The organism is Rhodococcus sp. NPDC047139 (assembly GCF_040643435.1).
Taxonomy (GTDB): domain Bacteria; phylum Actinomycetota; class Actinomycetes; order Mycobacteriales; family Mycobacteriaceae; genus Rhodococcus.
In genome coordinates, this window is the sequence record NZ_JBEYUH010000013.1 from 82,814 (window position 1) to 98,697 (window position 15,884).

General features: G+C 68.1%; 11 protein-coding genes. 5 read left to right on the forward strand and 6 right to left on the reverse strand.

Going from position 1 to position 15,884, the window contains the following annotated elements; all coding sequences use genetic code 11:
• Window positions 1–64 precede the first annotated feature (64 nt).
• From ABZ789_RS16890 to ABZ789_RS16905, 4 genes are all read left to right on the forward strand, one after another.
• On the forward strand, window positions 65–1,207 hold the full coding sequence (locus ABZ789_RS16890) for a DUF2786 domain-containing protein (RefSeq protein ID WP_358425738.1): 1,143 nt from the start codon (window positions 65–67) through the stop codon (window positions 1,205–1,207).
• 104 nt (window positions 1,208–1,311) lie between these two features.
• On the forward strand, window positions 1,312–2,475 hold the full coding sequence (locus ABZ789_RS16895) for an FAD-dependent oxidoreductase (RefSeq protein ID WP_358425741.1): 1,164 nt from the start codon (window positions 1,312–1,314) through the stop codon (window positions 2,473–2,475).
• Window positions 2,472–3,359, forward strand: coding sequence for an RNA polymerase sigma-70 factor (locus tag ABZ789_RS16900; protein ID WP_358425744.1), 888 nt, complete (start codon window positions 2,472–2,474; stop codon window positions 3,357–3,359). The genes ABZ789_RS16895 and ABZ789_RS16900 overlap by 4 nt, the downstream gene beginning before the upstream one ends.
• Window positions 3,360–3,371: 12 nt before the next feature.
• Window positions 3,372–4,679: an aminodeoxychorismate synthase component I gene (locus ABZ789_RS16905; protein ID WP_358425747.1), complete on the forward strand. Its 1,308-nt coding sequence runs from the start codon at window positions 3,372–3,374 to the stop codon at window positions 4,677–4,679.
• On the opposite strand, the gene ABZ789_RS16910 is transcribed toward ABZ789_RS16905, so the two are convergent.
• The 3 genes from ABZ789_RS16910 to rsmI form a co-directional block, all read right to left on the reverse strand.
• Window positions 4,643–8,617 (reverse strand): WD40 repeat domain-containing protein, encoded by a 3,975-nt coding sequence (locus ABZ789_RS16910; protein ID WP_358425750.1) that lies wholly within the window; start codon window positions 8,615–8,617, stop codon window positions 4,643–4,645. The two genes, ABZ789_RS16905 and ABZ789_RS16910, sit on opposite strands and share 37 nt — an antisense overlap.
• Window positions 8,618–8,903: 286 nt before the next feature.
• On the reverse strand, window positions 8,904–10,307 hold the full coding sequence (locus tag ABZ789_RS16915) for a sodium:alanine symporter family protein (protein ID WP_358425753.1): 1,404 nt from the start codon (window positions 10,305–10,307) through the stop codon (window positions 8,904–8,906).
• Between the two features lie 144 nt (window positions 10,308–10,451).
• Window positions 10,452–11,339 carry a 16S rRNA (cytidine(1402)-2'-O)-methyltransferase gene (gene rsmI, locus ABZ789_RS16920; RefSeq protein ID WP_358425756.1) on the reverse strand — a complete coding sequence of 296 codons (888 nt, stop codon included), beginning with the start codon at window positions 11,337–11,339 and terminating at the stop codon, window positions 10,452–10,454.
• 23 nt (window positions 11,340–11,362) lie between these two features.
• Here rsmI and ABZ789_RS16925 point away from each other — a divergent pair, with 23 nt between their 5' ends.
• The gene (locus ABZ789_RS16925) at window positions 11,363–12,916 is read left to right on the forward strand and encodes a phospholipid carrier-dependent glycosyltransferase (protein ID WP_358425759.1); all 1,554 of its coding nucleotides are present in this window, start codon (window positions 11,363–11,365) and stop codon (window positions 12,914–12,916) included.
• Window positions 12,917–12,923: 7 nt separating this feature from the next.
• Here the strand turns inward: ABZ789_RS16925 and ABZ789_RS16930 are convergent, their stop codons facing one another.
• From ABZ789_RS16930 to ABZ789_RS16940, 3 genes are all read right to left on the reverse strand, one after another.
• Complete coding sequence (locus tag ABZ789_RS16930; RefSeq protein ID WP_358425761.1) at window positions 12,924–13,730, reverse strand: hypothetical protein; 807 nt, start codon at window positions 13,728–13,730, stop codon at window positions 12,924–12,926.
• 88 nt (window positions 13,731–13,818) lie between these two features.
• The gene (locus ABZ789_RS16935) at window positions 13,819–14,271 is read right to left on the reverse strand and encodes a hypothetical protein (RefSeq protein WP_358425764.1); all 453 of its coding nucleotides are present in this window, start codon (window positions 14,269–14,271) and stop codon (window positions 13,819–13,821) included.
• Window positions 14,268–15,869, reverse strand: coding sequence for a BCCT family transporter (locus tag ABZ789_RS16940; protein ID WP_358425767.1), 1,602 nt, complete (start codon window positions 15,867–15,869; stop codon window positions 14,268–14,270). Before ABZ789_RS16940 ends, ABZ789_RS16935 begins: the two co-directional genes overlap by 4 nt.
• Window positions 15,870–15,884: the final 15 nt, after the last annotated feature.

Sequence of the window (15,884 nt, forward strand, 5' to 3'; positions counted from 1 at the left end):
GCGCTCACCTCTGCGTTCTCCGTCACCGCCGAACGTGTCGGTGCCGTGCGCCACAATTCGGCGCATGCGCAGCGATAGAACACATGTTCGATCCGAGGGCCTGAACGAGCACGCACTGGTCGCCGAGTTGGGCGGCGCCTACGAGCGGGGATGGCAGCCCGCCGACGTCCTGCACGTGACGGCACGTTCGGGTGGACCTTCCTCCGACGCCACCCTCGCCGCGACCGCGGTGCTGTTCGACGCACGGACGACTCGCGCGGCCGAACGCGCGCCCGTCGACTGGATGCGGCAGATCGACGAGATCTCCCGCCGGCATCCTCACCTCGTCCGTGCGGCCGGGGCACGGACACTCGCCGACGGTCTCCGTCGAGCCTGTCCCGAGGTCACCCGATTCGAAGTCGAGGGACTTGCCTTCACCTGGAAATACCTGCCGTCCGTCGCGATCCTCACTCCACCTCCCTCGCGGTGGCCGGCCGTGCGCTCCGCCGACGCTCCTGCTGCCGCACCACCCGACACGCGGATCCTCGAGCGCATCCGGGCTCTCCTGTCGAAGGCCGAATCGACCGGCTTTCCCGACGAAGCAGAAGCACTCACCGCGAAAGCACAGGAACTAGTCTCGCGACACGCCGTGGGCGCTGCCCTCCTCGTCGACCTCGGCTCGGGCACCGATCCGGTCGTGGGCCGGCGCATCCATCTCGACAACCCCTACATCAGGGAAAAGGTTCTGCTCCTCACCGCCATCGGAGACGCGAACCGGGTGCGTACGGTGTGGTTCACCCGCGTGCAGATCGCCACGATCGTCGGCACCGCGTCCGACCTCCGACAGGCCGAACTGCTGTTCACCTCGCTGCTCGTGCAGTCCGGCCGGGCGGTACAGGCGGCGGGCACCGCAGGACGACGCGGAACGTCTGCCGCCACCTTCCGTCGCGCCTTCCTCACCGGCTACGCGCATCGCATCGGGGAGCGCCTCCGCGAGGCGGATGTCCGGGCCACCGCCGAGGCCGCAGCCGATGCCCGGGTGCCGATCACCACCCTCGCGCCGATCCTCGCCCGCCGATCGGATGCAGTCGATTCGGAGTTCCGGCGGCTGTTCCCCGTCACCCGCGACTCGCGTAGCCGCGGTGTCGACGCAGACGGCTTCCACGCCGGTCGCGACGCGGCCGACACCGCCTCGCTGACACCCGGACCCCGTCCGGTTCATCGCTGACGAGACGGGTGTCACAGGTCTTCGCGCCCACGGCCGTGTCACATCCCCGCTGCGAGCGGTGTCACGTCAGCGACACCACTTCCGACAGCGAAGGGACGAGAGCGATGACAACGCGATTCCATGTGGTGGTCGTAGGAGCCGGGTACGCGGGGGTGATGGCTGCGAACCGACTCCTGGTCGAACACCCCGACGTGGCGGTCACGGTGGTCAACCCGAGGCCCGTCTTCGTCGAGCGGATACGGCTGCACCAGGTAGCGGCCGGCTCCGGAGCCGCCACGCACGAACTGTCCGATCTTCTGCATCCACGGGCGACGCTGCATGTGGCCTCTGCCGTGCGGATCGAACCGCACGCGGTGTCCCTCACCGACGGCACTGTCCTACGGTCCGACGCGGTCGTCTACGCCGTGGGCAGCATCTCCGGTGCCGGTGCGATTCCCGGGGCGGAGAGGGCGTTCTCCGTATCCGATCTCGACTCGGCCACTGCTCTGCACGATGCGCTCCGGACAGCGGACGATCACGCCTCCGTCGTCGTGATCGGCGGCGGGCTCACCGGCCTCGAGACCGTCACCGAACTCGCGCAGTCGCATCCGCGACACACATTCACCCTCGTCGGTGATCCGGGTGCCGATCTTCCGGCACCCACTCGGCGCTATATCCGCCGCCGGTTGGAGGAACTGGGCGTCCGGCTCCGTTCGGGAACGCGAGTCACCCGAATCGACCACGATATCGACCACGAATCGGTCGAGCTCGACGACGGCACCGCGATTCCCGCGGCCCTCGTGGTACGGACGGCGGGCTTCGCCGTCCCCGACCTGGCTCGTCGCAGTGGCCTGCCGGTCGACGAGACCGGGCGCCTTCGGGTACGCGACACCCTCCAGGCGATCGACGGCACACCGATCGTCGGAGTCGGCGACGCGGTGGCGGTGTCGGGCAACGACCATCTGCGGATGAGCTGCCAGGCGGCGATGCCGCTGGGCGTGCACGGTGCCGACACGGCGTGGCAGTTGCTGCTGGGACGCGAACCGGCACCGCTCTCGCTCGGATTCGTCTCCACCTGCATCTCGCTGGGCCGCGATCGCGGCGTGGTGCAGTTGTCCGCCCGTGATGACTCCCCTACGAGGTGGGCGGTGCGGGGGCGGCTCGCAGCACCGGTGAAGGAAGCCGTCGTTCGTGGGACGATCCGCGGCATGCAACTCCAGGCGCGCGGACGAGCCCTGCCGACCCGACGCGGACCGGACAAGTCCGCACGAGACGAGGTGCGCGTATGACCGGCGGCGATGTGGATGTCTTCACCGAGCATCGGGGACTGCTGTTCTCCATCGCCTACGAGATCACCGGTAGCGTCGCCGACAGCGAGGACGTACTGCAGGAGAGCTACATCCGCTGGGCCCGCACCGACGCCGATGCCGTCGACAACCCACGGGCCTACGCGGCGCAGGTCGTGACGCGTCAGGCGCTGAACTCACTACGATCGGCGCAGCGCCGCCGCGAGGACTACGTCGGGCCGTGGTTGCCCGAACCGATCCTCACCTCTCCCGACGCCTCCCACGACGTCGAACTCGCCGAGTCGGTGTCCACCGCGATGCTGCTGGTATTGGAGACGTTGACGCCCGTCGAACGTGCGGTCTTCGTGATGCGCGAAGTGTTCGGTTTCGAGTACGGGCGCATCGCCGAAGCAGTCGGCCGCACCGAAAGCGCTGTGCGGCAGACCGCGCACCGCGCCCGCGAGCACGTCCATGCCCGTCAACGGCGATTCACTCCGCCGAGCGTCGAGACCGATCGGGTGGTCACCGCTTTCCTCACCGCGGCGACCACCGGAGATCTCGACGGACTGCTGTCGCTGCTGGCTCCCGACGTGGTGTATCTCGCCGACGGCGGAGGCAAGGTCAATGCGGCCCGGGTCCCGGTCCTCGGCGCCACGAAGGTCGCCCGACTGTTCCTCGGGCTGGTCCGGCACCCGTTGCCCGACATGACCATCGAGGCCGCGGTGGTGAACTCGATGCCGGGCGTCCTCGTCCGCTCGGCAGGGGTCCTCGACATGGTGCTGCACTTCGAAATCGACGAAGGGCTGGTCACCGGGGTGTACGTGGTGCGCAATCCCGACAAGCTCACGCATCTCGGGGCTCGTCCGAACTCCCCCGACCAGGCATGACAAGCTGACGCCATGCGGATGGAACGACTCGGCCGCGGCGGCACCGTCGATCGCGTTCTCGGTGCACTGGCAGCACGCGCCGCGAACCTGGCCATCCCCGCCCCGGCTGCGCTGTCGGGAGAGTGGTTCGGGGCTGCGGCCGTGCTCGTTCCCTCTGTATCCGTCGAATCGGTCCCCTCGGCGGAAGTCTTCTCACTCCCGGCGGACGGTCCCGTGTCCTGCGGCGACGACGGGCCCCTGATCGGCGGCGGACGCATCGGCTACCTCGCATATCCGGATCGCATTCCGGAGCACCCCGCTCTACCGCTGGCCGCGAGTGGTTGGACCGACACCGTCCTGCGTCTCGACCTCGACGGCTGCTGGTGGTACGAAACCCTCGGCACCGCGCCCTGCCCGGACGATCTCGCATCCGCGGTCCTCGACAGCACCCCTGTGGCCTCCGGGCGTATGGCTTCCGACTGGCACATCGAATGGACACCGCCGGTTCGGGAGGAACACCGTCGCGGTGTCGAACGGTGTCTCGACGCTATTCGCGCCGGCGAGGTGTACCAGGCGTGCGTGTGCACCCGCTTCACCGGGAGGTGGGGCGGCGATCCGCTGGCATTCTTCGCCGACGGAATCTCTCGGACGGCCCCGGCACGCGCCGCTTATCTGGAGGGATCCTGGGGTGCCGTCGCGTCGCTGTCGCCCGAACTGTTCGTCTCGCTCCACGGCGACACGATGCGATCGAGTCCGATCAAGGGCACGCTCCCACGTTCTGCCGACCCCGCCGGCCTGCGGACGTCGGTCAAGGACGTCGCGGAGAACGTGATGATCGTCGACCTCGTCCGCAACGACCTCGGTCGCGTCGCCGAAACCGGCTCGGTCGAGGTGGAGGATCTGCTGACGGTGCGGTCCGCGCCCGGAGTGTGGCACCTGGTGTCGACCGTCGCAGCGACCCGCCGATCCGGCGTGACCGTCGCCGACATTCTGGATGCGGCGTTCCCACCCGCTTCCGTGACGGGATGCCCGAAGCTTCGCGCTCGGACGCTGCTCACCCGGTGGGAAGGTTCCACGCGGGGTGTGTACTGCGGAACCGTGGGCATGACGAGCCCGATCGCCGGCACCGAACTGAACGTCGCGATCCGCACGGTCGAGTTCGGCCACGACGACGCGGGCAACGGCGTGTGCGCGCTCGGTGTGGGTGGCGGCATCACGATCGATTCCGATCCCGATACCGAATGGCAGGAATGCCTCGACAAGGCCGCCAGCATCCTCGCGCTCGGCGATGCCCGGACCGGCCCTCAGCACACCTCGCGCGGGAGGGAAGGCAGCTCGTAGCGGTCGAGCACCGCCGCGAGGCGCACCGAGGTGGACCGGCAGATGCGGGCCACGACAGTATCTGCGTCGAGTCCCCACGTGCGGAGCAGACCGTCGCCGCCGCCACCGACGATGGTGCCGTCGGGCGCGAAGGTGACCTGCCACCTGCCGGTACCCATGTCGGTGACCGGGCCGCCGATCGCGTGCATCGAGTCCGGATCGGCGACATCCCACAGCCGCACGGTGCCGTCGTCGCTTCCGCTCACCGCGCGAGTGCCGTCCGGGGTGAGCGACACCGAGTAGACCGTGCCGCTGTGGCCGGTCAACCGCGTGTCGCGGGCGACGAAGTTGCCGGACTCGTCGCGATCCCAGACGACCACGTCGTGATCGTCCCCACCGGTCACGAGCACGTTGCTGTTCCCACCGAAGGCCGCTGCATTCACTCCGGTGGCGTGCCCGTCGGATACGTCCACACGCTGCGGAGAGCGCGGGTCCGTGACGTCCCAGGCGTAGATCTCGCTGTCGGCGCTCGTGACCACCAGGCTCCGGCCGTCGGGGCTGATCGTCGCGCTGCGCACGAGGTTCTTCGGACCCTTCAGGGGTTCGCCCCACGGCACGGGATCGGCAGGATCCGCGACGTCCCACAACTGCACGGAGAAGTCGTCGGCGCCGGTCACGAGGGTCGTGCCGTCGGGTCCGAACGCGAGTGCGGAGGTGAATCTGGTCGTGAGCGGAACGGGGTCGCCGAAGGGTTGTGGTGCGGACGGATCGCGCACATCCCACAATTGCACGCTGCCACCCGACGTCGGTGCCGTGGCCAGGATGTTCCCCGAGGGAGACAGCGCGCACACGTATGCGCCGCCGAGCGGGCGCGGCAGGGCGATCCCGCCCGCACGATGCCAGTCACCGCCCGCACCGATCCGCCAGAGGGTGACGTCCGGCCCGTAACTGCCGGTCGCCACAAGATTCCCGGCACGGTCGATCGCCGGGCGGGTCAGCGCGCCGCGGGCTACCGCCAGTCGGGTCTGCGGCATGGTCCACACCCGCACGTTGGAGTCCTGCCCGCCGGTGACGACCGTGTTGCCGGCCGGGCTCACCGCGAGTGTGGGCACGCCACCTCCGTGCCCGGTCAGCGCCGGGCCGATCTCGTCGAGGGTTCGCGTGGACGGGTCGATGTCCCACAGCTTCGCGGTGCCGTCCCACGAGGCACTCGCCAAGGTGCGCCCGTCGGGCAGGAACGCGATGTTCCAGACACCGCCGGTGTGTGCATTCGTCGGCGCTCCCAGCCGACGGACATTGCGCGGATCGGTGGCGTCGAACAGGTGCAACATACCGTCGTCACTGCTCGCCGCGAGGAGCGTTCCGTCACCGTTGAAGCTCACCGAATGTGCGACGTCTCCGAATCCGGTGAGAGGTTCGCCGAGCGGCACGGGCCTCGACGGCGTGCTCACATCCCACAGCCGCACGGTGCGGTCGTCGCTCGAAGTGGCGAGGATCTGCCCTCCGGGTCTGAAGGCCACCGTGCGGACACCGCCGTCGTGTTCGTCGATCAGGGTGACCGGGAACCGTCCCGATGCAGGATCCGAGGTATCTACGAGCGCGACCCGTCCGTCGTCGTACGGCACCGCAAGCACACGTCCCGTGGGCGAGAAGCGCACATTGTGCACGGCGCCCTCTGCGTAGACCTGCCGGTCGAGGACCACCCGCGGCGCAGACCGATCCGCCACGTCGTAGATCCACACACCGCCGTCACCTGCACCTATCGCGAGGAAACGGCCGTCCGGACCGAACGACACCGAGGCCATGTACTTCGTCGAGAGCTGGAGCGGTGCACCCACGGCGGCCGGCTCGTCACCGTCGAGCGACCACAGGCGAACCGTGCCGTCGTCGCTGGCGGAGGCGAGGGTGGATCCGTCCGGCGACACGACGACGCCGTAGACCGGACCGCTGTGGCCACTCAGGGTGTAGGCAAGGGGCACGGCCTGGCTGGCGATGAGCCTGGAATACGCCACCGGACTGTCCGGCTGGAGTTCGGCCGCGGCGAGCGCCAGGTTTGCCGAGGTGGTGGGGTCGTCCTGTCGTAGCGAATCGGACAGCGCGACGATCTGCTGGAACTGTGCGGCGCTCCGCTCGGTCTCGGCGCGACCCTTCGCGTCCCAGGCGAGACCCGTCATCACGAACGCGACGATCGTGGACAGCGCCAACGCGGTGATAGCGACGTGGCGCCGGCGCAACTGGCGGACGATCTGTTTCCGGGAGGCGTCGAGGAAGGCCACGGCAGTGGGGCTGAGGGCGAGCGGTCCGCGTCGACCACCGGATGTTCCGGCGGACGCGAGATGCGGATACTGCTCGGCCACGACATCCATGCGTCCGCGCTGGTAGAGCAGTTCCTTGTTACGCCCGGATTCGAGCCACGTCGACGCGTCCGCCTCGATCTGCTGCCGCAGGGCGGCGCCGGCCCGGTCGTGCTGGAGCCACGACTTGAGGCGGGGCCACGCCTCGATCACGGCGTCGTGGATGAGTTCGACACAATCGGCATCGACGACGAGTACCCGCGCCGACACGAAATGGTCGAGGACGCGCTTGGCCGTGCCACGGTCCTCGCCTCCCACCGCGAGCAGTTCGTTCAACGGTCTCGCGATCTTGACGTCGGTGCCGGTCGCGGTGACGTAGACCAGGTGGACGAGCATCGCTCGGGCACAGGTCCGGTCGGCGGCGTCGGAGAGGCTCTCCCATGCCCGTTCCGCACCCGCGGCGACGGATCCGCGGACACCACCGGTGGCGCGATATGCCGCGACGGTGAGCGCCCCACCGCTGCGCTTGTCCCACAACGAGTCGAGCAGGTGGGACAGCAGGGGAAGCTCGGTTCCGCTGATCTCCCCCTCGGCCAGACCGGTGAGGTCGTGGAGGATGAGGTCGACGAGACCGGTCTCGAGCCGGAGCCCCACGAGCTTGGCCGGCGCGGTGATCACCTCGACGAGATCGTCGCGGTCGAGTGGCTGAACCGTCTTGGTCCGCCGTTCCAGTGCACGGGCGAGCACCGGGTTGGCCACCGCCTGGTCGTAGAAGTCCGAACGCATCGTCGCTACGACGAGGGCAGGAGCATCACCGTCGACACCGGTCGAGGCGGTCTCGAGCAAGGTCAGGAACTCGTTGCGGAGGCCGCTGTCGGGGCAGTGGGTGAACAACTCCTCGATCTGATCCACGACGATGAGCAGCAGCGACGACGAGGTCCGCGTGCTCGCAGCCCGCAGGGCCGCATGGACGGCATCGTGGTCGGCGGGATCGCTCACCTCTGCCAGTTCGGGGATCGCATCGACCAGCCGGGTCACCGGGTCGGCACCGGGCGTGATGACCACCGGATGGCAATCCGGCGCCGAACACAGCAGCGGGATGAGACCGGCCTGCACGAGCGAGGACTTCCCGACGCCGGAGGCGCCGGTGACCACGACGGGTCCCTGCCCGTGGGATGCCGTCACCACGTCGGCGAGGCTGCGGACACTCTGGGTCCGCCCGAAGAACAGCCGGGCGTCGTTCTGCCGGTACGACGCGAGGCCCTTGTAAGGCCGGATGCCGGGCGGCACTGCGGCAGCAGGCGCCTCCTTCGTGCGCGGGGCGTTCGTCTGCCCGCGCGCAGCCTTCCACCAGTTCTCCCACTGCTTCAGTGAGTACAGACCCGGGGCCGGCGGTTCGGCGTTGAGTTCCCGCGCCGCGCGAATGAGCACTACGAGCACCGGATGCACCGACTCGAAGTTGGCGGGCATCCGGGTGCCACTGCGCCAGTCGCTCACCCGCTGGACGGATACCGTTCGGTCGCTACCCAATGTCCGGGTGACTGCCGATGCCTCCGACACGACCTTCTTGAGGGCAGGACGACCGGCTGCCGCGAACAGCATCCGGAGCTGGTCGGCGAAGAACTGTCGCTGCGTCGACCCTGGCTTCTCGCCGGTGTCTCCCATCCGTTCCGCGCCCCTCGTACTCCGTTCCCCGCCCGAAATCGTCCGCTGCGGAAAAATTCCTCACCATGCCTGAGCAGGGATGATACCGCTTCCGCGCCGATCGGTATTTTTCTCCTCCCAGTGCGGCACGACAGAGTGGTGATCACGCAAGGTTCCACCTTGCAGCGTGGGGCGGGGGCCTCCACGCCGATAGGGACTGACGAGGGGTAGTTCCGGGTCGGCGTGGAGGCAGGCTCCGCCCCCATACTCTCGGCCCCGCTTCTGCGGGGCTTTCGCGTATCCCCGCCTACTTCACGACGTCCGGATCATCCGTGGCGGCGGGAGTGCCCAACAGATACGGATCGCGATCGAGATAGGCCTTCGTCTCGCGGGCGATCAGACCCGACAGCACCAGCAGGCCGATCAGGTTCGGCAACGCCATGAGTCCGTTCATCACGTCGGAGAAGTTCCACACCACTTCGAGCTGAGTGGTCGCCCCGATGAACACCACCGCCACGAAGACGGCGCGATAGGGCACCACACCCCGGCGACCGACGAGCCGCTCGACGCAGCGCTCGCCGTAGTACGACCAGCCGAGGATGGTCGAGAACGCGAAGAACACGACCGAGATCGCCACGATCCAGCCGCCCCACTCGCCGCCGAGACCGTCGGAGAAGGCCGTCGAGGTCATCGTCGCGCCCTGCTCCCCCGACTTCCATGCACCCGTGGTGATGATCACCAGACCGGTGAAGGTGACGACGATGATCGTGTCGATGAAGGTCTGCGTCATCGACACGAGTCCCTGACGGACGGGATGGGAGGTCCGGGCCGCTGCGGCGGCGATCGCCGCGCTGCCCATACCCGACTCGTTGGAGAAAATGCCGCGGGCGACGCCGTAACGCAGAGCGATCATGAAGACCGAGCCGATGAAACCGCCGGTGGCCGCGGTGCCGGTGAACGCATCGGCGAAGACGAGCGCAAACGCACCAGGAACCTCGCCGATGTTGAGCGCGAGGACGAGGGTGCCGGCCCCGACGTAGAGCAGGATCATGGCCGGGACGAAACCGGCGGTGACCCTGCCGATGGACTTGATACCGCCGAGGAGGACCGCGGCGGCGAGCACCGTCATGATCACGCCACTGAGCCAGGTCGGTACGCCGAAGGTGTCGTCGAGCTGGGTGGCGACGGTGTTCGCCTGCGTCATGTTGCCGATACCGAAGCTCGCGAGCACCGCGAACACCGCGAACATCAGGCTCAGGACCAATCCGAATTTGTTGGGGATCGCGCGAGCGAGGTAGTACTGCGGACCACCACTCTGCTCACCCTTGGCATCGGTGGTGCGGAACTTCACGCCGAGGAACGCCTCCGAGTACTTGCTGGCCATACCCACCAAGCCGGTGATCCACATCCAGAACAGCGCACCCGGCCCACCGAAGTAGATCGCCGTGGCGACACCGGCGATGTTGCCCACACCCACCGTTGCCGCCAACGCGGTGGTCAAGGCCTGGTACTGGGAGATATCACCTTCGGTGGCGTCGGCGTCGTGGCGAGTGATCAAGCCCAGTCGCAGCGCGGGCCCCAACTTGCGGAACTGGATGCCCCGCAGCCGGACCGTGAGCACCACACCCGTCCCCAGCAGCAGCGGAATGAGCAGATACGGCCCCCACACCACCCCGGCCACCTCGACGAGGAAATCGTTCACCGAATCCATCCGCGTCCTCCTGATCGTCCGATGCCACGAGCAGCGTTCCACCGGCCGGTTCCGGCGACGCCTGTGCCCGGGACCCGGCAGAGTCTAAGCGCCCGTGGCACTGAGTGACACCCATCCCCACCAGGTGTCCGTTATGCGCCTTTCTCAGGTGCGACGTGCTTCCAGCACCGCGTCGTAGAGCTCACGCTTCGACACAGACGCGCCGGACGACTTCGACGCCGACTCGGCGACATGTGCGCAGGCGTCCTTCAACCGCATCCCGTCCGCGACCATCCGTTCCACCTCGTCGACGAGATCGCCAGGGTCTGCGGCGACCGCGACCGCACCCTCGACGACGACGGTGATCTCGCCGCGTGCACCCTCGACTGCCCATGCGGCGAGTTCCGCGAGCGTCCCCCGCCGAACCTCTTCGTAGGTCTTGGTGAGCTCACGGCACACAGCGGCACGACGCGTACCACCGAGCACGTCCACGGCGTCGGCCAGGCACGCCGCGAGCCGGTGCGGCGCCTCGAAGAACACCACCGCGCGGGGCTCGTGCACGAGAGTGGACAGCCACGCCCGGCGCTGACCGGGTTTGCGCGGCGGGAAACCGTCGAAGCAGAACCGCTCGACGGGCAGGCCCGACAGCGCGAGAGCAGTCGTGACGGCAGAGGGACCCGGCAAGCACGTCACCGGCAGTCCGGCCTCGACGCACGCGGCGACGAGGCGGTAACCGGGATCGCTCACCGACGGCATGCCCGCATCGGTGACGAGCAGGACGGTACGGCCTTCCTCTATATCGGAGACCAGGCCCGGCAACCTCGACACCTCGACCTGGTCGTAGAAGCTCACGACCCGCCCGGTGATCGTGACGTCGAGCGCCGCGGCGAGCGCACGGGTACGGCGGGTGTCCTCCGCTGCGATCACATCGGCGGTTCCGAGAGCGTCGCGAAGCCGTGCCGACGCGTCTCGCACGTCGCCCATCGGAGTTGCGGCCAGCGTCAGCCGGCCCTCTGCCTCATTCGCGCCCTGGACCGATTTGGCTGCCTGCATACGGCTCAGCCTACGATCGGGTGGTGACCGTGACGGACCGCAGCCCTTCCGAGGCCCCGGACCGGCGTCTTCTCGGTCCCGGCCCACTCGTGCCCGGCCCCGAACCCCTACCCGGCGACCGGGCGCGGGGCTGGATCGTCACCGCCTTCGTCACGGCCCTCGCCGCGATCACGCGGTTCACAATGCTCAACTACCCCACCGACGCCAAGACGCCGGTCTTCGACGAGAAGCACTACGCGCCGCAGGGCTGGCAGGTGCTCACCGGTGGCTGGATCGAGGACAACCCGGGTTACGGGCTCGTCGTGCATCCGCCCGTCGGTAAACAGATGATCGCCCTCGGCGAGGCACTCTTCGGTTACACCGCGTGGGGCTGGCGGTTCTCGGCCGCGGTGGCCGGAGTCGTGCTCGTCCTGCTGGTCGTTCGCATCGTGCGGCGAATGACCCGATCGACGATGCTCGGTGCGATCGCGGGTCTGCTGCTCGTCGTCGACGGGGTGACCTTCGTGTCGTCCCGACTCGGCATGCTCGACATCTTCCAAGCGGTCTTCGTCGTTGCGGCCTTCGGTTGCCTGATCGTCGACCGCGACGACATGCGGGCCCGCATGGCGCGCGTCCACGCCGAGGGACGTGTCCTCGACAGCCTGTGGGGTCCGCGATTCGGTGTGCGGTGGTGGCGTTTCGGCGCGGGCGTCCTGCTAGGCCTGGCGTTGGGCACGAAATGGTCCGGCTTGTATTTCATCGCGTTCTTCGGGCTGATGTCGGTGGCTTTCGACCTTGCGACCCGACGCGCCTACGGGGTTCGGCGTCCGTGGGTGGGAACGGCACTGCGCGACATCGGTCCGGCGCTGTATGCCCTCGTACTGATTCCGCTCGGGGTGTACCTGTCGACCTATTGGGCGTGGTTCGCGAGCGAGACCGGCGTCTACCGCCATGCGGTCGGCACCCGGATCGGCCACGACGGAATGTTCTCCTTCGCGCCCGACGCGCTGCGATCACTGTGGTACTACAGCGCGAGCGTCCTCGAGTTCCACTCCGGCCTGACGAATTCGGCGGGCAATCAGCATCCGTGGGAGTCGAAGCCGTGGACGTGGCCAATGGGGTTGCGTCCGATGCTGTACTACTTCGCCGAGGGGGAGCAGATCGGTGGGTGCGGCGCAGAGCAGTGCGTCAAGGCGGTCATGCTCGTCGGCACTCCGGCTCTGTGGTGGGTCTCGCTGCCGGTCCTCGGATGGGGACTGTGGCAGGTGCTCGTCCGGCGCGACTGGCGGTGGGCCGCCGTCCTCACCGGATACGGCGCCGGGATTCTGCCCTGGTTCGCGAGCCTCGACCGGCAGATGTACTACTTCTATGCGGTGCCGATGGCACCCTTCCTCGTCATGGGCATCGCGCTCGTCCTCGGCGACATCCTCGGTTCGCCACATGCACCGAAGGAGCGAAGGGCGACAGGGCTACTCGTCGTATGCCTGTATATCGGGCTCGTCGTGGCGAACTTCGTGTGGTTGTGGCCGATCCTCACAGCCATGCCGCTGACCCCGGAACAGTGGAACGACCAGCTGTGGTTACCGAGTTGGCGGTGAGCGGCTGTCAGTTCGGTTCGTCGAGCACACCGTCCTCGGCGGACAGGTCGACCTCGCGGTCCGATTCGGCGCCGTAGCGGACGCCGTCGAACCGGCGGGCGAACCGGTCGTCGACGACCGTGAGGAATCTCTTCAGTCTCTCGAGCAGTTCCGAGAGGTGCCCCGGCACGAAAGGATCGCCGAGTAGATCGACGGTGGCGACGAGGCGATCCTCGACGAGCACCACCTTGATGTGCGGCCACCCGCGGTTCAGTTCGGTCAGGGTGGCAAGGGCCCGGGTGCGGCGGCCGCCCGGCGAAACCCCCGGAGTGTCGTCCTCGGGGATCGCGTGCAGCAGCGGTGCCCACAGCCTGATGCCGCTACCGTCGTCGTCGACGATGACGAAGACCACCTGGGAGTCGAGGACCACGACGAAGTCGCCGTCGGCGTCGACCGGCACGGGGCGTCCCAGTGTGCGTGCGAGCGCCTCGCTCACACGCTCGCGCAGGTCGCCCAGCGCGGACGGCGGGAGCGCGTGCAGGAATGCCGGGTGTGGCACCTTCCCGTGACCGCGCAGCATCGACACGATGTGGCGGGCGAGCCTGTCGGCCTCGGAAACGGGCCTGGTGACGATCTCCGATCCGACGACGTCGACCATTGCGCGCCCGTCGGAGCGCGCCTGTACCCGCACGCAGGCCGTCGGCCCGGATGCGGTCTCGGCGAACAGCTCGAAGGTGTCGGACGCGGTGAGAACGGTGATGCGTCGTGCGAGCTGCGACGCATAGCGAGCCCAGTCGCGGTCGAGCACCTCGTCGAATCGGTCGGTATCGGTCACGCGCACTCCTCTCGAAGAGCAACTGCCGGGCAGGCGACACCGTACTCGCGGTGGACGGCCACGTACCGCAGGCACGCGGGACCGTGTGTCAGCCGTGATTCCGGTGTCCGATCGCCGCCCACACCGCCACCTGTGATCCCCGCTCGAGGATGTCGACGATCGCGAATCCGGCCTGTGCCAGAACGGTGCTCACCGTCAACGAGACGGTGCCGGTGCCCTCCCCCACGCCTGCCCGGTCGATGACCCACAGCTGTCCGCAGGCGGCGAGCAGAGGTGCGAGCGCGGCCACTGCGGGAACATCCGAACGAAAGTCCGGCACTCGCATCGCGTAGATGCGGTCGAACTGCTCGTGCCGACCGCATCGTGCAGGTGCCCCGGCCGCGCTCGGCGCCACGCGGACGCGACCGCCGCGCCCGACCCGCTCCCCGACGGCCTCGGACGACGCCACCTCCGGGTCTATCGCGAGGATCGACATGCCGGGGTGAAGATCGAGGACCTCGAGCAGGAACTCGGCGTCCTCGGAGCAGTACCGCCGGCTCATTCGACCCGGCGCAGGGTCCGTCTCCTGCGTCCACCCGTGATCAGCGGGTCGAGTTGCAGATCCCGGTACAGCGATACGCACAGGCCGATCATGACGAGCACGAACGGCGCAGCGGCGATGATCGTCATCTTCTGCAGGGCGTCGAGGGCTTCTGTGCCGCCGGTCCACAGCAGCAATGCCGCGACACCACCGGTGAGTCCGCCCCAGAAGACCACCACCGAGCGCCGGGGTGCGAGTGTGCCGCGCTGGCTGAGGGTGCCCATCACCATCGACGCAGAGTCGGCTCCGGAGACGAAGAAGATGGCGATGAGCAGCATCGCGACGACAGTGGAGAGGCCGACGAGCGGCAGATTGCCGAGCATCCCGAACAGCTGGCCCTCGACACTGTCGGCACCCGCGATGTCGAGTCCGTCCTGCTGCTGAGCGATGCCGGCGCCTCCGAAGATCGAGAACCACACGAGACTGACCAGGCTCGGCACGAAGATGACGCCCACGACGAACTCTCGGATAGTGCGGCCGCGGCTGATCCGTGCCAGGAACATCCCGACGAAGGGAGCCCAGGAGACCCACCATGCCCAGTAGAAGATCGTCCAGCTCGACAACCATTCGCCGGCGGTTTCGCCGGAAGCCGCGGTGCGCGCTGACATTCGGGCGAACTCGGCGACATACGCGCCGAGGGTGGTGGGCACGAGGTTGAGGATGAAGACCGTGGGGCCGAGCACGAACACGAACAGCGCCAGGACGGCGGCGAGCACCATGTTGATGTTCGACAACCACTGAATGCCCTTGGCGACGCCCGTGACAGCAGAGGCGATGAACGCGAGGGTGAGCAGAGCGACGATCGCGACCAGCAGCATCACTCCTGCCGATTCGAGCCAGCCGGTGACCTCCAGACCCGACCCGATCTGCAGCGCTCCCAGACCGAGCGAGGCCGCGGTGCCGAACAGCGTCGCGAACAGGGCGAGGATGTCGATGACCTTGCCGAGCGGGCCTTCGGACCGACGACCCAGGAGCGGGACGAATGCAGAGCTGATGAGCTGCCTGCGGCCCTTCCGGAAAGTGCCGTACGCGATGGCCAGGCCGACGACGGCGTAGATCGACCAGGGATGCAGGCTCCAGTGGAACATCGATGTCGCCATGGCGACGCCGGTGCCTCCGGCAGTCCCCGGCGGTGGATCGACGTAATGCGAAAGTGGTTCGGCGACACCGAAGAACATCAAACCGATGCCCATACCGGCAGCGAACATCATCGCGATCCAGCTGACCGTGCGGAATTCGGGTTGCTCGCCGTCCTTGCCCAGCGGAATCCGGCCGTATCGGCTCGCCGCCAGCCAGATCGCGAAGAAGACGAATCCGCTCGCCGTGAGTACGAAGAGCCAGCCGAACTCGATGACGACCCAGTCGAGAATGCTCTCGGTGACGGCCCCGAAATTCTCGGTGGCCGTCAGACCCCACAAGACGATCGCCGCGACCAGAACGGCGGAGACGCCGAGAACGACCTTGTCGGTTTGCGGCGGTGCCACTACAGGCTCGGAACCTGCAGGAGTGCCGATGTTCGGGGTCTCTCCGGAGCGGGCCCGAAAACCAGGGACGTTCATGCGACAAACCTTGCA

Coding starts and splice junctions, on each gene's coding strand:
- ABZ789_RS16890 (WP_358425738.1), top strand. CDS start 65: ATGCGCAGCGATAGAACACATGTTCGATCCGAGGGCCTGAACGAGCAC.
- ABZ789_RS16895 (WP_358425741.1), top strand. CDS start 1,312: ATGACAACGCGATTCCATGTGGTGGTCGTAGGAGCCGGGTACGCGGGG.
- ABZ789_RS16900 (WP_358425744.1), top strand. CDS start 2,472: ATGACCGGCGGCGATGTGGATGTCTTCACCGAGCATCGGGGACTGCTG.
- ABZ789_RS16905 (WP_358425747.1), top strand. CDS start 3,372: ATGCGGATGGAACGACTCGGCCGCGGCGGCACCGTCGATCGCGTTCTC.
- ABZ789_RS16910 (WP_358425750.1), bottom strand. CDS start 8,617: ATGGGAGACACCGGCGAGAAGCCAGGGTCGACGCAGCGACAGTTCTTC.
- ABZ789_RS16915 (WP_358425753.1), bottom strand. CDS start 10,307: ATGGATTCGGTGAACGATTTCCTCGTCGAGGTGGCCGGGGTGGTGTGG.
- rsmI (WP_358425756.1), bottom strand. CDS start 11,339: ATGCAGGCAGCCAAATCGGTCCAGGGCGCGAATGAGGCAGAGGGCCGG.
- ABZ789_RS16935 (WP_358425764.1), bottom strand. CDS start 14,271: ATGAGCCGGCGGTACTGCTCCGAGGACGCCGAGTTCCTGCTCGAGGTC.
- ABZ789_RS16940 (WP_358425767.1), bottom strand. CDS start 15,869: ATGAACGTCCCTGGTTTTCGGGCCCGCTCCGGAGAGACCCCGAACATC.